The 15313-nt window shown below is 70.9% G+C and carries 16 protein-coding genes and 1 pseudogene; 9 read left to right on the top strand and 8 right to left on the bottom strand.

The annotated features are described in order from the left end of the window. Nucleotides 1–100 precede the first annotated feature (100 nt). Entirely contained in the window at nt 101–973 is an 873-nt protein-coding gene (locus ACFV6X_RS08535) for a calcium-binding protein (protein ID WP_385379539.1), read from the top strand. Between the two features lie 176 nt (nt 974–1149). Then, entirely contained in the window at nt 1150–2052 is a 903-nt protein-coding gene (locus ACFV6X_RS08530; RefSeq protein WP_385379536.1) for a hypothetical protein, read from the top strand. On the opposite strand, the gene ACFV6X_RS08525 is transcribed toward ACFV6X_RS08530, so the two are convergent. The 3 genes from ACFV6X_RS08525 to ACFV6X_RS08515 all read right to left on the bottom strand — a co-directional run bounded on the left by ACFV6X_RS08525 (nt 2034) and on the right by ACFV6X_RS08515 (nt 5830). Beyond that, on the bottom strand, nt 2034–4448 hold the full coding sequence (locus ACFV6X_RS08525; RefSeq protein ID WP_385379533.1) for an HAD-IC family P-type ATPase: 2415 nt from the start codon (nt 4446–4448) through the stop codon (nt 2034–2036). The two genes, ACFV6X_RS08530 and ACFV6X_RS08525, sit on opposite strands and share 19 nt — an antisense overlap. A gap of 132 nt (nt 4449–4580) precedes the next feature. After that, nucleotides 4581–5435 (bottom strand): class I SAM-dependent methyltransferase, encoded by an 855-nt coding sequence (locus tag ACFV6X_RS08520; RefSeq protein WP_385379531.1) that lies wholly within the window; start codon nt 5433–5435, stop codon nt 4581–4583. A gap of 113 nt (nt 5436–5548) precedes the next feature. Then, nucleotides 5549–5830, bottom strand: a complete 282-nt coding sequence (locus tag ACFV6X_RS08515) for a DUF2530 domain-containing protein (protein ID WP_385379528.1) — start codon at nt 5828–5830, stop codon at nt 5549–5551. A gap of 64 nt (nt 5831–5894) precedes the next feature. On the opposite strand from ACFV6X_RS08515, the pseudogene ACFV6X_RS08510 reads away from it, so the two are divergent. Both ACFV6X_RS08510 and ACFV6X_RS08505 read left to right on the top strand, forming a co-directional pair. Then, a pseudogene (locus ACFV6X_RS08510) lies at nt 5895–6152 on the top strand (peptidylprolyl isomerase); the annotation flags it as partial. 26 nt (nt 6153–6178) lie between these two features. Then, entirely contained in the window at nt 6179–7630 is a 1452-nt protein-coding gene (locus ACFV6X_RS08505) for an NCS2 family permease (protein WP_385379525.1), read from the top strand. Here the strand turns inward: ACFV6X_RS08505 and ACFV6X_RS08500 are convergent. Continuing rightward, nucleotides 7623–7811 carry a ribbon-helix-helix protein, CopG family gene (locus ACFV6X_RS08500; protein WP_385379522.1) on the bottom strand — a complete coding sequence of 63 codons (189 nt, stop codon included), beginning with the start codon at nt 7809–7811 and terminating at the stop codon, nt 7623–7625. The genes ACFV6X_RS08505 and ACFV6X_RS08500 overlap by 8 nt on opposite strands. Nucleotides 7812–7958: 147 nt before the next feature. Here ACFV6X_RS08500 and ACFV6X_RS08495 point away from each other — a divergent pair, with 147 nt between their 5' ends. The 3 genes from ACFV6X_RS08495 to thpR are packed head-to-tail and all read left to right on the top strand — an operon-like array spanning nt 7959 to nt 10417. After that, nucleotides 7959–8396 carry a MarR family transcriptional regulator gene (locus ACFV6X_RS08495; RefSeq protein ID WP_365456818.1) on the top strand — a complete coding sequence of 146 codons (438 nt, stop codon included), beginning with the start codon at nt 7959–7961 and terminating at the stop codon, nt 8394–8396. Nucleotides 8397–8423: 27 nt separating this feature from the next. After that, entirely contained in the window at nt 8424–9806 is a 1383-nt protein-coding gene (locus tag ACFV6X_RS08490) for an MFS transporter (protein WP_385379518.1), read from the top strand. Nucleotides 9807–9844: 38 nt separating this feature from the next. After that, entirely contained in the window at nt 9845–10417 is a 573-nt protein-coding gene (gene thpR / locus ACFV6X_RS08485) for an RNA 2',3'-cyclic phosphodiesterase (protein WP_385379515.1), read from the top strand. A 288-nt stretch (nt 10418–10705) separates the two neighbouring features. On the opposite strand, the gene ACFV6X_RS08480 is transcribed toward thpR, so the two are convergent. Continuing rightward, nucleotides 10706–11701 (bottom strand): aldo/keto reductase, encoded by a 996-nt coding sequence (locus ACFV6X_RS08480; protein ID WP_385379512.1) that lies wholly within the window; start codon nt 11699–11701, stop codon nt 10706–10708. A gap of 45 nt (nt 11702–11746) precedes the next feature. Next, nucleotides 11747–12064 (bottom strand): hypothetical protein, encoded by a 318-nt coding sequence (locus ACFV6X_RS08475; protein WP_385379509.1) that lies wholly within the window; start codon nt 12062–12064, stop codon nt 11747–11749. Nucleotides 12065–12356: 292 nt separating this feature from the next. Between ACFV6X_RS08475 and ACFV6X_RS08470 the strand changes: the two genes are divergently transcribed. Beyond that, nucleotides 12357–12752, top strand: a complete 396-nt coding sequence (locus ACFV6X_RS08470) for a hypothetical protein (protein WP_385379506.1) — start codon at nt 12357–12359, stop codon at nt 12750–12752. Here the strand turns inward: ACFV6X_RS08470 and ACFV6X_RS08465 are convergent. After that, nucleotides 12740–13414, bottom strand: a complete 675-nt coding sequence (locus tag ACFV6X_RS08465; protein WP_385379503.1) for a GDSL-type esterase/lipase family protein — start codon at nt 13412–13414, stop codon at nt 12740–12742. The two genes, ACFV6X_RS08470 and ACFV6X_RS08465, sit on opposite strands and share 13 nt — an antisense overlap. Nucleotides 13415–13502: 88 nt before the next feature. Here ACFV6X_RS08465 and ACFV6X_RS08460 point away from each other — a divergent pair, with 88 nt between their 5' ends. Next, on the top strand, nt 13503–14483 hold the full coding sequence (locus tag ACFV6X_RS08460) for a WD40 repeat domain-containing protein (RefSeq protein WP_385379500.1): 981 nt from the start codon (nt 13503–13505) through the stop codon (nt 14481–14483). Nucleotides 14484–14486: 3 nt separating this feature from the next. Here ACFV6X_RS08460 and ACFV6X_RS08455 read toward each other — a convergent pair whose 3' ends face one another. Next, on the bottom strand, nt 14487–15257 hold the full coding sequence (locus ACFV6X_RS08455; protein WP_385379497.1) for a TetR/AcrR family transcriptional regulator: 771 nt from the start codon (nt 15255–15257) through the stop codon (nt 14487–14489). Nucleotides 15258–15313: the final 56 nt, after the last annotated feature.

The following is a 15313-nucleotide window of genomic DNA, read 5'->3' as shown; positions in this document are numbered from 1 at the left end:
TCGCGTGAGTCAACTGACTCCACCATCACTTGGGCCTCGCCGCGCTCACGAGCCGCCTGGAACGAAGGGCAGCGAGGCCCCTCTCCTCCATGGGGAACACATGCGCATACGAGCCACTGTGGCCGCCGTCACCGGCGCCCTGGCCCTGTCCGCCCTGGCCGCGCCGCTCGCGCAGGCCGATTCGCAGCGCGCCGAGCTGGACCGGCCGAGCGTCGCCGAGCGCTTCGGCGCGCCCTCCGCCAAGTCGACCTCCCGCACCGGCGTGCAGGCGGTGCCGACCGTCACCGCGGTGACGGTGAACTCCGCGACCAACGTGGTCGTCGGCACCGGCGCCAAGACGATCAAGGTGTACGTGAAGGCCAGCCACCCGAGCGGCATCGCGGACGCCTACCTGGACCTGTGGCACGGCTCCGACCCCGAGTACGACATCGACGGCTGGCTCCCGCCGAACGAGACTGCCGCCTCCTGCACGGCCAGCAGTGCCACGACGTCGACCTGCATGCTCACCATCACCGCCACGCCCGGCGCGAGCGGCGACGGCGTCGGGGACCTGTACGCCAACATCCTCGCCGGCACCTGGAACGTCGCCGTCGGTGTCCTCGCCAACGACGATGAGGTTTTCTACACCGACTTCTACAGGACCCACAAGGTCCAGCGCGCCTCCGTGCTCACGGTCAACGCCGGGCCGGAGCCCGTGAAGAAGGGCGCCACCCTCACCGTCACCGGCAAGCTGACCCGTGCCGACTGGGCGACCCGTAAGTACGTCGGCCTCAGCGGCCAGAAGGTGGCGCTCCAGTTCCGCAAGTCCGGCCCCACGTCGTACGCGAACGTGAAGGGCATCACGTCCGCCACCGGCGGCGCGCTGAAGACCACCTACAAGGCGTCCTACGACGGCTACTGGCGCTTCAACTACTCGGGCATCGCGAGCACCTCGGCGGCCAGCGTCGCGGGTGACTACGTCGACGTGAAGTAGCCGACGTTCCAGGCCCGGCCCCCGGAAGCCATCCGGGGCCGGGCTCTCGTTCGTGTGCACCGGTGGTCCACGGAATCTCCCAACTTCCCCCACGGGGGCAACCCTTCCTCCGTCTCGCCTATCTGATCAATAGAGCCAACAGGCTCCGAGATCACTCGCGACCATCTGGGGAACGCATGCGCATACGTGCCACTGTCGCCACCGTCACCGGCGCCCTGGCCCTCTCCGCCCTCGCCGTACCGGCCGTGCACGCCGCCGGGAGCGACGGCTCCGACCACCGCGAGGCGTTCGCGAAGATCAGCCAGGCCGCGCACAAGGGCGACCGGGCACCCGGTCAGCCGTACGACATGGACGTCACCTTCTCGGACTTCAAGATCGCCAAGGCGGTCAAGCTGGGCTCGGGGACGCACTACTCCACCACGGTCACCTACAAGCTGACCCACGCGGCGGGCATCAACGTCAAGGCCGCCGACTTCGTCACCGGCCCGCTCCTCCACCGCGGCTCGCTGACCGCCCCGAGCAGCGCCGTCCTCGCCGGCGTCAAGCCCGCCACCTGCGCGGTCGACACCGCGACGACCGCCACGTGCACCGGCAAGATCGACTTCTACCCGCGCGAGGACCTGCTCAACTCGGACGCGGGCACCTGGAAGGGCGCGGCCGCCGCGATCGCGTACAACGGCCAGGACCCGGAGGGCGAGGAGTTCGACATCACCAAGGTCGGCTACGCCGACCAGGAGGACCTCGGGACCACGCTCGTGCAGCGTGCCTCCACCCTCACGGTCAACGCCACCCCCGAGCCGGTGAAGAAGGGCAAGACCCTCACCATCACGGGCAAGCTCAGCATCGCCAACTGGGAGACCGGCAAGTACGTCGGCTACGTGAACCAGTCGGTGGCCCTGCAGTACCGCAAGAAGGCGGTCACGACGTACTCCAACGTCAAGGGCGTCAAGACCAACAGCAAGGGTGAGCTGAGGACGACGGTCACGGCGTCGGCGGACGGCTACTACCGCTTCACGTTCAAGGGCAAGACGACGGTCCCGGCGGTCAACGCGACCGGCGACTACGTCGACGTCCAGTAGCGCTGAGCGGGGAAGCGGCGGTCGACCCACCTCCAGAGAACCTCCAGGGCGACCGCCGCACCCGCGGCCATCCCCACCGCGATCCACGGCACGGTCATCCCCACCAGCTTCAGCGCGAAGAAGTCCTGCAACCAGGGCACCACGAGCACCACGACGAACAGCGCGCCCATCGTCGCCACCAACGCGACCCGCCACCACGTGTACGGCCGGGCGATGATCGCGAGGACCCACATCGCGATCAGGAACAGCGTCAGCGTCGCCGCGCTCGTCTCCGCGGCCAGCGCCCCCGGCCCGGTGTAGTACCGCTGGGCGATCAGATACGTCGCGAACGTCGCCACCGCGGCCAGCACCCCGCCCGGGATCGCGTAACGCATCACCCGCCGCACGAAGTCCGGCTTCGCCCGTTCCTTGTTGGGTGCCAGGGCGAGGAAGAAGGCCGGGACGCCGATCGTCAGCGTGGAGAGCAGCGTCAGATGGCGCGGCAGGAACGGGTACTCGACCTGCCAGCACACCACCAGGATCGCCAGCAGCACCGAGTACACCGTCTTGACCAGGAACAGGGTCGCCACGCGCGTGATGTTGCCGATGACGCGGCGGCCCTCCGCCACCACCGACGGCAACGTGGCGAAGCTGTTGTTCAGCAGCACGATCTGCGCCACCGCTCGCGTCGCCTCCGAGCCCGAGCCCATCGCGACCCCGATGTCGGCGTCCTTCAGGGCGAGCACGTCGTTCACGCCGTCGCCGGTCATCGCGACCGTGTGCCCGCGGGACTGGAGCGCCCCGACCATGTCCCGCTTCTGCTGCGGGGTGACCCGCCCGAACACCGTGCCCTCGTCCAGGGTCCGGCCCATTTCGTCCCGGTCGGCGGGCAGCCGGCGCGCGTCCACCGTCGCACCGGTCAGCCCCAGCTTGCCGGCGACCGCCCCGACCGACACCGCGTTGTCGCCGGAGATGACCTTGGCGGCGACGTCCTGGTCGGCGAAGTACCGCAGGGTGTCGGCGGCGTCGGGGCGCAGCCGCTGTTCGAGGACGACGAGGGCGGCGGGCTTCGTGGCCCGGGTGATCTCGGGGGAGTCCAGCTCGCCCGAGACGCGGGCCAGCAGCAGCACCCGCAGGCCCTGCTCGTTCAGCCGGTCGGTCTCGGCGAGGACGGCGTCGTCCTCGCCGAGCAGGACGTCGGGGGCGCCGAGGAGCCACGTACTGGACTCGCCGTTGCCCTCGCTGAAGGCGGCACCGCTGTACTTGCGGGCGGAGGAGAAGGGCAGCGCCTCGACGCAGCGCCAGTCCACGCTGTCGGGGTAGGCGTCGATGATCGCCTGGAGGGAGGAGTTGGGGCGCGGGTCGGACTCGCCGAGGGCGCCGAGCACCTGCCGTACGTACGCCTCGTCGTTGCCGTCCAGGGTGCGCAGTTCGGTGACGTCCATGCCGCCCTCGGTGAGGGTGCCGGTCTTGTCGAGGCACACGGTGTCGACGCGGGCGAGACCCTCGATCGCGGGCAGCTCCTGGACCAGGCACTGCTTGCGGCCGAGCCGGATCACGCCGATCGCGAAGGCGACGGAGGTGAGCAGCACCAGGCCCTCGGGGACCATGGGGACGATGCCGCCGACGGTGCGGGCGACGGAGTCCTTGAAGTCGGTCTCCTTCACCACCAGCTGGCTGATGATCAGGCCGATGGCGGTCGGCACCATCATCCATGTCACGTACTTGAGGATCGTGGAGATGCCCGAGCGCAGCTCGGACCGGACGAGGGTGAACCGGGACGCCTCCTCGGCGAGCTGGGCGGCGTACGCCTCGCGCCCCACCTTGGTCGCCTGGAACGCCCCGACCCCGGCGACCACGAAGCTGCCGGACATGACCTCGTCCCCCGGCTGCTTGACGACGGGGTCGGCCTCGCCGGTGAGCAGCGACTCGTCGATCTCCAGCCCGTCGGCCTCGACGCACGCCCCGTCGACCACGACCTTGTCGCCCGGCCCGATCTCGATCAGGTCGTCCAGCACGATCTCCGCCGTGCCGAGCTCGGCGGCCACCCCGTCCCGCCGTACGGTCGGCCGCACCTCGCCGATCAGGGCCAGGGAGTCCAGGGTCTTCTTCGCGCGCCACTCCTGGAGGATGCCGATGCCGGTGTTGGCGAGGATGACGAAGCCGAACAGGCTGTCCTGGATCGGCGCGACGACCAGCATGATCGCCCAGAGCACGCCGATGATGGCGTTGAACCGGGTGAAGACGTTGGCGCGGACGATGTCGGCCATCGAACGGCTGCTGCGCACCGGCACGTCGTTGACCTGTCCCCGCGCGACCCGCTCGGCGACCTCGGCGGCGGTCAGCCCGGTCGTGCAGGAGGGCACGCGCAAGGGGTGCACGGGGTCGAGACCGGCGCCCGCGTCGATGTGCGTCATGCATTCGACGGTACGTGCGGAACTACGGCTTCACCTGCCGAGTGCGCGGAAGATCCGACCTGGGGAGGACCGTGATGATGCCGTGGTCGTACGGCGGTTGTACGGCGCGGCGGCCGGTCCGTGGGCGGTGCTTCAGGGGGCCGGGTCCGCCCGGCGCGCGGTGAACAGCAGGTACTCCCACTCCATGACGGTGGGTCCGCTGCCCGCCGCCCGGTCGTGCCGCCGGGCGAGCTCCACCAGGTCGCGGTCGAGGGAGGCGACGCGTTCCGGGTCGTCGGCGTTGGCGCGGTAGACGGCGATCACGGGGCCGTAGCGCTCCTTGAAGTAGTCCCGGAAGTCCTCGGGCGTCCGGAAGCGGTCGACCACGACCGTCCGGCGCTCGGCGGTCACGTCCGTCACCCGGTCCCCGAGAAGGGCCCGCACATGATCCGGGTCTCCCCACAGCGGGGCCGGCTGCGCGCCGGGCGGAGGCGGCGGGGCGTACGGCTTCAGCGTGGTCAGCATCCGTCCCAGGAAGCCCTCGGGTGTCCAGCTCAGCAGGCCGATGGTGCCGCCCGGCCGGCAGACCCGGACCAGTTCGTCGGCGGCGGCCTGGTGGTGCGGGGCGAACATGACGCCGACGCAGGACAGCACGGTGTCGAAGTCGGCGTCCGCGAACGGCAGGGCCTCGGCGTCGGCCTCCCGCCACCTCAGGTCGACGCCGCTTTCGGCGGCCGTCCGGCGTCCGGTCTCCAGCAGTTCGGGTGTCAGATCGCCGGCCACCACGTCCGCACCGGCCAGGGCCGCCGGGATCGCGGCGTTGCCGGTGCCGGCGCCCACGTCCAGCACCCGGTCCCCGGGCCCCACCCCGCACGCCTCGACGAGCAGCGCTCCCAGCTCCGGAATGAGCTCGGCGGCGACGGAGGGGTAGTCGCCCGAGGCCCAGATCGCCCGGTGCTTGGCCTTCAGAGCCCGGTCGGCCTCGGCGGTGTCGCTCTGCTGCGCCATGGCTGTGCTCCTCACCGGTTTCGGCCACGGCGGTGCGCGTCACCGCGACGTTCGGCCATGCCACTTCAGCCTGGCACGAGGTGGCCGCCGCGACGACCGCTGGCGCCGGGGCCTCAGTCCGCCGGGGAGCGATCGGCCTCTGCCGCCTCGGGGGCCGTCGCCCGCTTGATGGCCGCGTCGCGCCGGCGCACGTACCAGATGCCGATGAAGCCCAGACCGCCGCCGGCCAGGCAGGTCCACAGCCACCAGGTGTGGCCGTGCTCGTCGAACCAGCCGTAGAAGGGCAGCTGGACGAGGAAGAGGGCGAACCAGACGATCGTGCCGCCGATGATGGTGCCGACCACGGGGCCCTCCAGGGGCTCCGGCGCCTCGTGCTTGGGGGTCCACTTCGCCATGGGGACAGCTTACGAGGCCCTCGCGCGGGGCCGGGCGGCGCGGGGGCGGAGGAGCCGGCCGGCGGAGAGCCTGAAGGGCAACGTCTATCCGGCGGGCACGGTCGCGATGGCCAACTCCGGTCCCCACACCAACGGCAGCCAGTTCTTCCTGGTCTACCAGGACAGTCAGCTGCCACCCAGCTACACACCGTTCGGTACCGTCTCCGAGTCCGGAATGGCGGTTCTGAAGAAGATCGCCGAGGCGGGCGAGCGACGCACGGGTCTACGCGCGGAGATGGCACTTCGACCCTCATATGTTCATACTGAAACCGTTTACCTTTGACCGGTTCTGCTCGTAGGAAAGTACAGATGCCCACCTCGGCCTCCCCCAAGGCTCCCGCGCCCGAGCAGCCGGGCGGCGCGCCCGCGTACGGCGCCCTCGACCGCTACTTCAAGATCTCGGAACGCGGCAGCACGCTCTCCCGTGAGGTCCGTGGCGGTTTCGCGACCTTCTTCGCGATGGCCTACATCATCGTGCTGAACCCGATCATCCTCGGCAGCGCAAAGGACATGTACGGCAACCAGCTCGACAACGGTCAGCTGGTCACCGCCACGGCGCTCACCGCGGCGTTCACCACCCTGCTGATGGGCGTCGTCGGCAACGTGCCGATCGCGCTGGCCGCCGGCCTCGGAGTGAACTCGGTCGTCGCCCTCCAGCTCGCCCCGCGGATGTCCTGGCCGGACGCCATGGGCATGGTCGTGCTGGCCGGTTTCGTGGTGATGCTGCTGGTCGCCACCGGTCTGCGCGAGCGCGTGATGAACGCGGTGCCCTACGGCCTGCGCAAGGCCATCGCGATCGGTATCGGCCTGTTCATCATGCTGATCGGTCTCGTGGACGCCGGTTTCGTCGCCCGTATCCCGGACGCCGCCCAGACCACCGTTCCGCTCCAGCTCGGTGCCACCGGTCACCTCAACGGCTGGCCGGTGCTGGTCTTCGTGCTCGGCGTGCTGCTCACGCTGGCGCTGATCGTGCGGAAGGTGTCCGGCGCGATCCTGATCTCGATCGTGGCGATGACCGTGCTCGCCGTGATCATCAACGCGCTCGCCGATGTCCCCTCCTGGGGCCTGACCACGCCCACGTGGCCCGGCAACCCCCTTGCCACCCCCGACTTCGGCCTGCTCGGCCAGGTGAGCCTGTTCGGCGGCTTCGCCAAGGTCGGGGTGCTGACCGGCATCCTGTTCGTCTTCACGGTCCTGCTGTCGTGCTTCTTCGACGCGATGGGCACGATCATGGGCGTCAGCGACGAGGCCAAGCTGACCGACGCCCAGGGGCAGATGCCGGGCATCAACAAGGTCCTGTTCGTCGACGGCATCGCCGTCGCCGCGGGCGGTGCCAGCTCCTCCTCGGCGACCACCTGCTTCGTGGAGTCCACGGCGGGCGTCGGCGAGGGTGCCCGTACCGGTTTCGCGAACGTCGTCACGGGTGCGCTGTTCGCCGTGGCGCTCTTCCTGACGCCGGTCGCCACCATGGTCCCGTCACAGGCGGCCACGCCCGCGCTGCTCGCGGTCGGCTTCCTGATCCTGGCCGGCTCCATCCGGGAGATCGACTGGGCGGACTACACGATCGCCATCCCGGCCTTCGTGACGATGCTGATGATGCCGTTCACCTACTCGATCACCAATGGCATCGGGATGGGCTTCATCACCTTCGTGGTGCTACGCCTGGCGGCGGGCCGGGGCCGGGAGGTCCCGGCGGCGATGTACGCCGTGTCGGCGGTCTTCGCCTTCTACTACCTGATGCCGGCGCTGGGCCTCACGTGACCCCGTAGAACCGCTCCGTCTCCTCGACGGCGGCCTCGAACCGCTCGTCGAAGTCATCGCGCATGAGCGTCCGGACGACATAGTCCTGGACGCTCATTCCGCGTTTCGCCGCCCGGTGCCGCAGGCGTTCGAGCAGGTCACCGTCTATTCGCAGGCTGAGCACACTGGTCCCCATGTGCATGAGGGTCGGGGGCGCCGCCGGCCGGCGTGTCACGTTCCGCGGCGGGATCACTCGTATGGGTGAAGCTGGGGTGCGTGGCGCGTCTCACGGGCACCCAAGCGTGTCCCGAGTGTTCTTTAGGGAGGGTAATGAGTTAGGCTAAGGAACATGCCGGACCTTACGCATGGCGACGACGCTGCCGCCGTGAACTCCCTGCGATCCGCCGTGATGCGGCTGTCCCGTCGGCTCAAGCATCAGCGGGTCGACGAGTCACTGAGCCCGACCGAGATGTCGGTCCTGGGCACCCTCGCGCGCTGCGGCACCGCCACCCCGGGCGAGCTCGCCCGGAAAGAGCACGTGCAGCCGCCGTCGATGACCCGCATCGTGGCGTTGCTGGAGGCCAAAGGGCTGGTCCGGCTGGAGCCGCACCCCGAGGACCGGCGCCAGAAGGTCGTCACGCAGACGGAGCGCGCCGAGGCGATGCTCGAGGAGAGCCGCCGCAAGCGGAACGCGTTCCTGGCCTCGCTGGTCGAGGGCCTCGACGAGGACGAGTGGGCGAAACTGCGCGCCGCCGCCCCCGTGCTGGAGAAGCTCGCGCATCTGTGACCGCACCGCCGGAGGAGGCGAACCCTTTTGAGTACGGGATCCGGAGCAGATTCCGCCCCCGCACCGACCACCCACGACACCCAGCCCGTCCCCGATCCACCGGACCTCACGGCCGAGGACACCCGTAAGTCCTCCATGTTCAGTTCGCTGAAGGTCCGGAACTACCGTCTCTTCTTCCTCGGCCAGGTCGTCTCGAACACCGGCACGTGGATGCAGCGCATCGCGCAGGACTGGCTGGTCCTCAGCCTCACCGGTTCCGCGACGGCCGTCGGCTTCACGACGGCCCTCCAGTTCCTGCCGATGCTGTTCTTCGGTCTCTACGGCGGCGTCCTCGTCGACCGCCTCCCCAAGCGCCCCACGCTGATGGTCACCCAGACGGCGATGGCGTTCACGGGCCTGGCTCTCGCCGCCCTGACGCTGACCGGCCACGTCGAGGTCTGGCACGTGTACGTCGCCGCCTTCGCGGTCGGCCTCGCCACGGTCGTCGACAACCCGGCCCGCCAGTCCTTCGTGAGCGAGATGGTCGGTCCCGACCAGCTCCAGAACGCCGTCAGCCTGAACTCCGCGAACTTCCAGTCCGCCCGCATGATCGGCCCCGCCGTCGCCGGCGTGCTGATCACCGGCGTGGGCACGGGCTGGGCGTTCCTCTTCAACGGTCTGTCCTACGTCGCCCCGCTCGTCGGCCTGCTGCTGATGCGCGGGCGCGAACTGCACACCGTCCAGCGGGCCCCGCGCGGCAAGGGGCAGCTGCGGGAGGGCCTGAGGTACGTCGCGGGGCGCCCGGAGCTGATCTGGCCGATCGTGCTCGTCGGCTTCATCGGGACGTTCGCGTTCAACTTCCCGGTCTATCTCTCGGCCTTCGCGGACGACGTCTTCCACGCGGGCGCGGGCACGTACAGCCTGTTCAACACACTGATGGCGGTCGGTTCGGTGACCGGAGCGCTGCTCGCCGCGCGCCGGGGCACGGCCCGGATGCGGCTGCTGGCGGTGGCGGCGCTGGTCTTCGGCACGGTGGAGATCGTGGCGGCGGCGACGCCGTCGCTGTGGCTCTTCGCGCTGCTGATGATCCCGCTCGGCGTCTGCGGCATGACGGTCAACGTCACCGCCAACACCGGCATCCAGATGGCCACCGACCCGGCGATGCGGGGCCGTGTCATGGCCCTCTACATGATGGTCTTCCTGGGCGGCTCCCCGGTCGGCGCACCGATCGTCGGCTGGATCACGGACACCTACGGCGCCCGCGTCGGCCTCGCGACCGGCGGCGCGATCGCGGCCCTGGCCGCCACGACCATCGGCCTGATCCTGGCCCGTGTCGGCGGCCTGCGGCTGTCGGTGGGCTGGCACCAGGGACATCCGAGGATCCGTTTCGTCCCCAGGGAACGGCAGGAGGAACTGGCTGCGGCGGCGTGACCCGGGGGCGGAGGGCCGCGCCTGGGCAGACTGGGCCCATGAGACTCTTCGCCGCCCTGCTGCCGCCCGAGGACGTCGCCCGGGAACTGGCCCGCGAAGTGACCGGCCTGAAGGGGTTGCCCGGTGCCGACGGACTGCGCTGGACCGGGCCGCCCGGGTGGCACTTCACGCTCGCCTTCTACGGGGAGGTCCACGAGGACCTCGTACCGGAGCTGACGGCGCGGCTCGGGCGGGCCGCGCAGCGCACGGCGGCGTTTCCGCTGGCCGTACGGGGCGGGGGGCAGTTCGGGCAGGGGCGGGCGCTGTGGGCCGGCGCGGAGGGGGACCTCGCGACGCTGAGGCTGCTGGCCGAGCGGGCGGAGGCGGCGGCGCGCAAGGCGGGGGTGGCGATGGGGGAGCACCGGCGGTACAAGGCCCATCTCACGCTGGCGCGCAGCCGGGAGGCCACGGACGTGCGGGCGTGTCTGGAGGCGCTGGCCGGGTTCACGAGCCGTACCTGGACGGTGGACGAGCTGGCGTTGGTGCGCAGCCACCTGCCGCGGTCCGGGGTGCGGGGTGAGCAGCCGCGCTACGAGACGGTCGCCCGCCGGCCGCTCGGCGGGGCCGGTTAGTCTCGGTACGTGGACCCGAAAACCCGGAACCGGATCATGGCCGGTGCGCTTGTACTCATGTTCGTGGTGGTTGCCTTGGCCTCGGCCGTCAGGTAGCCGCCGGCGGGAGGTGCCCAGGGGGCGGGGGCTGCGGGTCGGGTGGCGGCTGGGGGCCCTCCGTGGCTGGTCGCGCAGTTCCCCGCGCCCCCTTATGGGCGTTGGCCGGCCGTCGGGCTTGGGGCGGCCGTCGGCGGGAGGTGCCCAGGGGGCGGGGGTGGAGCTTCCCCGCGCCCCTTCAGGGCGTTCTGGTCACCAGGCGAAGGCCTCCGGTGACGGGCCCGGGCCCGGGAAGATGTCGTCCAGGTCGGTCAGCAGGTCCTCAGGGAGGTCCAGGTCGACGGCCCGCAGCGCGGAGTCGAGCTGGGCGGCGGTGCGGGGGCCGACGATCGGGCCGGTCACGCCGGGGCGGGTGAGCAGCCAGGCCAGGGCGGCCTCGCCGGGTTCCAGCCCGTGCTTGTCGAGCAGGTCCTCGTACGCCTGGATACGCGCGCGTCCGGCCGGGTCGGCGAGGGTGTCGGCGGCCCGCCCGGTGGCGCGGCGGCGGCCCTCGACCTCCTTCTTGAGCACACCGCCGAGCAGCCCGCCGTGCAGCGGCGACCACGGGATGACGCCGAGGCCGTAGTCCTGCGCGGCCGGGATGACCTCCATCTCGGCGCGGCGCTCGAAGAGGTTGTAGAGGCACTGCTCGCTGACCAGCCCGATGGTGCCGTTCCGGCGGGCGGCGATCTCGTTGGCCTGGGCGATCTTGTAGCCGGGGAAGTTGCTCGACCCGACGTACAGGATCTTGCCCTGCCGCACCAGGACGTCGATCGCCTGCCAGATCTCGTCGAACGGGGTGTCCCGGTCGATGTGGTGGAACTGGTAGAGGTCGATGTGGTCGGTCTGGAGCCGCTTGAGGCTGGCGTCCACCGCGCGGCGGATGTTCAGCGCGGAGAGCTTGTCCTGGTTGGGCCAGGCGGGGGAGCCGTCGCCCGTCATGTTGCCGTACACCTTGGTGGCGAGGACGACCTTCTCCCGCCGGTCTCCCCCCTTGGCGAACCAGTTGCCGATGATGCGTTCGGTACGGCCCTTGTTCTCGCCCCACCCATAGACGTTGGCCGTGTCGAAGAAGTTGATGCCCGCGTCCAGCGCCGCGTCCATGATCGCGTGGCTGTCGGCCTCGTCCGTCTGCGGGCCGAAGTTCATCGTGCCGAGGACGAGGCGGCTGACCTTGAGTCCGGTGCGTCCGAGCTGCGTGTACTTCATGGTGTCCAAGCCAACGACTTGAAGTGCGCTTCAGGCAAGTCCCGTTCAGCGCGAGACGAGCACCGCGAGCCCCAGGACGACGGTCGGCGTGAGCACCAGCGTGGCCAGATGGGTGAGCAGGGTGCGCCAGAGCGCGAGGACGGAGAACAGCACCAGGCCGCCCGCCAGCCAGCAGCCGAAGGCCTGGATCGCGAGCCCCTCGGCCGCGCTCTCCTGCGCCCCGGTGGTGACCTCGGCGCCCAGGACGCCGCCGATCGTCATCAGGAAGAGCCCGCAGCAGAGCAGCGGGTTCACCACCCCGACGGCGACCGCGAGCGGCCCGTCCGCCCGGCGGACGCCTCTCCACAGTCGTATCGCGCTCATGAGCAGGGAAGCGTACCGGGGGAGGATCCCCGTGGGACAGGACAATGGAGGGACTCCGCATGCCGGCCGCCCTGACCGACACCCTGGTACGACTTCTGCGCCGCACGCTCGGCGACAGCGTCCTCGGCGTCCACCTGCACGGTTCGGCCGTCCTCGCGGGCCTTCGTCCGCGCAGTGACGTCGATGTTCTCGCCGTCGTGGGCCGGCCGACGACGTATGCCCGACGTGCGGAGCTCGTGCGGGAGTTGCTCGGGGTCTCCGGCGGTCCGGCGGGCCGCCCGTCGAGCTGGTCGTGGTACGCCACGACGAGGCCAGCCCCTGGCGGTACCCGCCGAACTGCGAGTTCCTGTACGACGAACGGCTGCGCACCGAGTACGAGCGGGGCCTGGTCCCCGAGCCGGGGCCGATGCCCGACCTGGCGCCGCTGATCACCATGGTGCGGCGGGGCGCCACGTCCCTTCACGGCCCCCCGCCTGCCGCCCTGCCGGCCCCCGTCCCGCACGCCGATCTGCGGCGGGCGATCACCGAGGGCGTCCCGGAGCTGCCGGCCGACCTCGGCCCTGCCCTGGTCCGGGCGCGGGCCGGGTATCCGGGCCAGGAGACGGCGGCCCCGTCGGGGGCCGCCGCGCGAGCGTGCGCCGACGCACTCGTACGCGGCTTGCGCGCCGTCGCCGGTCAGCCCTCGTAGTCGGCCCCCAGCCCCCACCCCTGGTACATCGTCTCGGCGAACGCCTGGGCGATCTTGTGCTCGCCGCTCTCGTTCGGGTGGGTGCCGTCGTAGGTGTCCGTGTGGATGTCGTACGACACCGGCGGTGTCGCCAGCAGCAGCGGCGAGCGTGGCTCGTCCAGGTCGGCGACCGCCTTCGCGAGGAGCTCGTTGAAGGCGGTCACCTGCTCGGCGAAGGGGGCGTCCGACGTGCAGCGCACGTTCGGGATCACGGGGAGCACGACGACGCGCACCCCCGGGTTGGCCTCGCGCGCGGCGGCGACGAAGGCGCGGACGTTCTGTGCCGTCTGCTCGGCGTTGGTGTAGAAGCCCAGGTCGATCAGGCCCAGCGAGACCAGCAGCACGTCCGCGCCGCACTCGCGCACCGCCTCGCCGATCAGCGGGGCCATGTGCAGCCAGCCCTCGCCCCAGCCGGCCAGGTGGGCGCGCGGGAAGTCGGGTTCCGCGTAGGCGTACGAGTCAGGCGCCTCGGCCGCCTTGTCGTAAAGCGTCTCGCGCGGGCCGACGAGCGCGAACGGGCCGCCGTACGTCTCGCACAGGTGCCGCCACATCCGGTAACGCCATGTGTGTTCGCCCGCGCTGCCGATGGTCATGGAGTCGCCTACGGGCATGAACCTGAGCATCCGCTCATGATGGAGGATCGGCGCCGAAGGTGGGGTGTGAGGCCCACCACCCCGGTGAAAAGCCTGGCGGGATGGCAGTCTTGGGGACATGCGCCGATCTCTCGCCCTCCTCGCCGCTGTCCTCCTCGCGAGCGCGTTCACCGTGCCGACCGCCTCCGCAGCCGACGGGGACGAGGGGTTCACGATCAAGGACCCGCGCATCACCGAGTCCAGTGGCCTCGCCGCGTCCCGCCGGCACCCCGGCATCTACTGGACCCACAACGACAGCGACGACGGCGCCTACCTGTACGCCGTGGACAGCGCGACCGGCGAGACCGTCGCCACCCTCACCCTCACCGGCGTCGGCCGCCCCCGCGACGTCGAGGCCGTCTCCATCGGGCCCGGCGAACAGATCTACGTGGGCGACATCGGCGACAACCTCGGCGGCACCTGGGACCACGTCTGGATCTACCGGCTCCCCGAGCCCAAGGAGCTGAAGGACCAGACCCTGCGGGCCACCCAGTACGTCGTCAAGTACTCCGACGGGCCGCGGGACGCCGAGTCGCTCGTCGTGCACCCCAGGACCGGGCGGGTCTACATCGTCGACAAGAACGAGGCCGGCGGGCACCTCTACGAGGGTCCGGCGGAGATGTCGTCCTCCGGCACGAACGTCTTCGAGCCCATCGCCGCCGTCCCCGACCTGGAGGCCACCGACGCCGCATTCTCCCCGGACGGCGAACGACTCGTGGTGCGCAGCTACTTCGGCTCGCTCGCGTACGACTGGAACGACGGCCGGATCAAGCGCACCGGGCGGCTCGGCGTGCCGTCCCTGGGCCAGGGCGAGTCGGTGACGTACACCGCCGACGGGACGAAGGTCATGTTCGGCAACGAGGGCGCCGACAGCTCGGTGGAGCCCCTGGACGCCCCCGGTGCCTCGGCCGACGGGTCCGGCAAGTCGCCGTCGGCGGACGGCGGTTCGGCCGCCGCGAAGAGCGAGGACGGCGGCATCTCGGTCGGTACCGGGGCCATCGCCGTGGTCGTGGCCTGCGCCCTGATCCTCGGCCTGGGCCGGCTGCGGCGCCGGGGTTAGCCGCTAGGCCGACGTCCGCCGTTCGGCCACGATCGCCTCCAGGCCGTCCAGGATCCGCTGCAGCCCGAACTCGAAGTGGTCGAAGTCGGGGCCCCAGGTGTTCTCGTCCAGGGACGCCATCACCGGGTAGCGGCCGCTGGCCATGACCTTCTCCAGCACGGGCACCTGCGCCTCCCAGAACTCGGTGTCCGTCAGGCCCGTCCGGTGCTCCGCCTCCTCCTGGTGCACCTGCGTGCGGGCGGCGCCGACCACGTAGGAGTCGACCAGGATGATCGCCGAGACCAGTTCGCGGTCCGGCAGACCCATCGGGCGGATGCGGGTGAGGACCTTCTCCATGCCGTCGATGGCGGCGGGGCCGAGGATCGGGCGGGACTGGTTGACGTGCAGCAGCCAGGGGTGGCGGCGGTAGAGCTCGAGGGTGGCGCGGCCCAGCGCCTCCAGGGCGCCGCGCCAGCCGCCGTCGCCGAGGCCGTCCGGGTCGTCCGACGGGCGCTGCACCCGGTCCAGCATCAGATCGAGCAGCTCGGCCTTGCCGGGGACGTAGCGGTACAGCGACATCGCGCCGGTGCCGAGCTCGGCGGCGACGCGCCGCATCGACACCGCGTCCAGGCCCTCCGCGTCCGCCACCCGGACCGCGGCTTCCACGATCCGGTCGAGCGTCAGGCCCGGCTTGGGTCCGCGACTGGGCCGCCGGCCGGTGTCCCACAGCAGTTCCAGGGTCCGCTGGATGTCGCCGCTTCCGCTGGTCTCGGTGCCGCCCTTGCCGCTCGTCATACGGCTCAGTCTAGGTGCCCGGAGAAAAACTGAGTACGCCGTACGCGCAATCGGGT

The sequence above is a fragment of the Streptomyces sp. NPDC059861 genome (assembly GCF_042731435.1).
Taxonomy (GTDB): Bacteria; Actinomycetota; Actinomycetes; order Streptomycetales; family Streptomycetaceae; genus Streptomyces.
This window is presented reverse-complemented; position numbering and strand designations above follow the sequence as displayed.

Coding starts and splice junctions, on each gene's coding strand:
- ACFV6X_RS08535 (WP_385379539.1), top strand. CDS start 101: ATGCGCATACGAGCCACTGTGGCCGCCGTCACCGGCGCCCTGGCCCTG.
- ACFV6X_RS08530 (WP_385379536.1), top strand. CDS start 1,150: ATGCGCATACGTGCCACTGTCGCCACCGTCACCGGCGCCCTGGCCCTC.
- ACFV6X_RS08525 (WP_385379533.1), bottom strand. CDS start 4,448: ATGACGCACATCGACGCGGGCGCCGGTCTCGACCCCGTGCACCCCTTG.
- ACFV6X_RS08520 (WP_385379531.1), bottom strand. CDS start 5,435: ATGGCGCAGCAGAGCGACACCGCCGAGGCCGACCGGGCTCTGAAGGCC.
- ACFV6X_RS08515 (WP_385379528.1), bottom strand. CDS start 5,830: ATGGCGAAGTGGACCCCCAAGCACGAGGCGCCGGAGCCCCTGGAGGGC.
- ACFV6X_RS08505 (WP_385379525.1), top strand. CDS start 6,179: ATGCCCACCTCGGCCTCCCCCAAGGCTCCCGCGCCCGAGCAGCCGGGC.
- ACFV6X_RS08500 (WP_385379522.1), bottom strand. CDS start 7,811: ATGCACATGGGGACCAGTGTGCTCAGCCTGCGAATAGACGGTGACCTG.
- ACFV6X_RS08495 (WP_365456818.1), top strand. CDS start 7,959: ATGCCGGACCTTACGCATGGCGACGACGCTGCCGCCGTGAACTCCCTG.
- thpR (WP_385379515.1), top strand. CDS start 9,845: ATGAGACTCTTCGCCGCCCTGCTGCCGCCCGAGGACGTCGCCCGGGAA.
- ACFV6X_RS08480 (WP_385379512.1), bottom strand. CDS start 11,701: ATGAAGTACACGCAGCTCGGACGCACCGGACTCAAGGTCAGCCGCCTC.
- ACFV6X_RS08475 (WP_385379509.1), bottom strand. CDS start 12,064: ATGAGCGCGATACGACTGTGGAGAGGCGTCCGCCGGGCGGACGGGCCG.
- ACFV6X_RS08465 (WP_385379503.1), bottom strand. CDS start 13,414: ATGCTCAGGTTCATGCCCGTAGGCGACTCCATGACCATCGGCAGCGCG.
- ACFV6X_RS08460 (WP_385379500.1), top strand. CDS start 13,503: ATGCGCCGATCTCTCGCCCTCCTCGCCGCTGTCCTCCTCGCGAGCGCG.
- ACFV6X_RS08455 (WP_385379497.1), bottom strand. CDS start 15,257: ATGACGAGCGGCAAGGGCGGCACCGAGACCAGCGGAAGCGGCGACATC.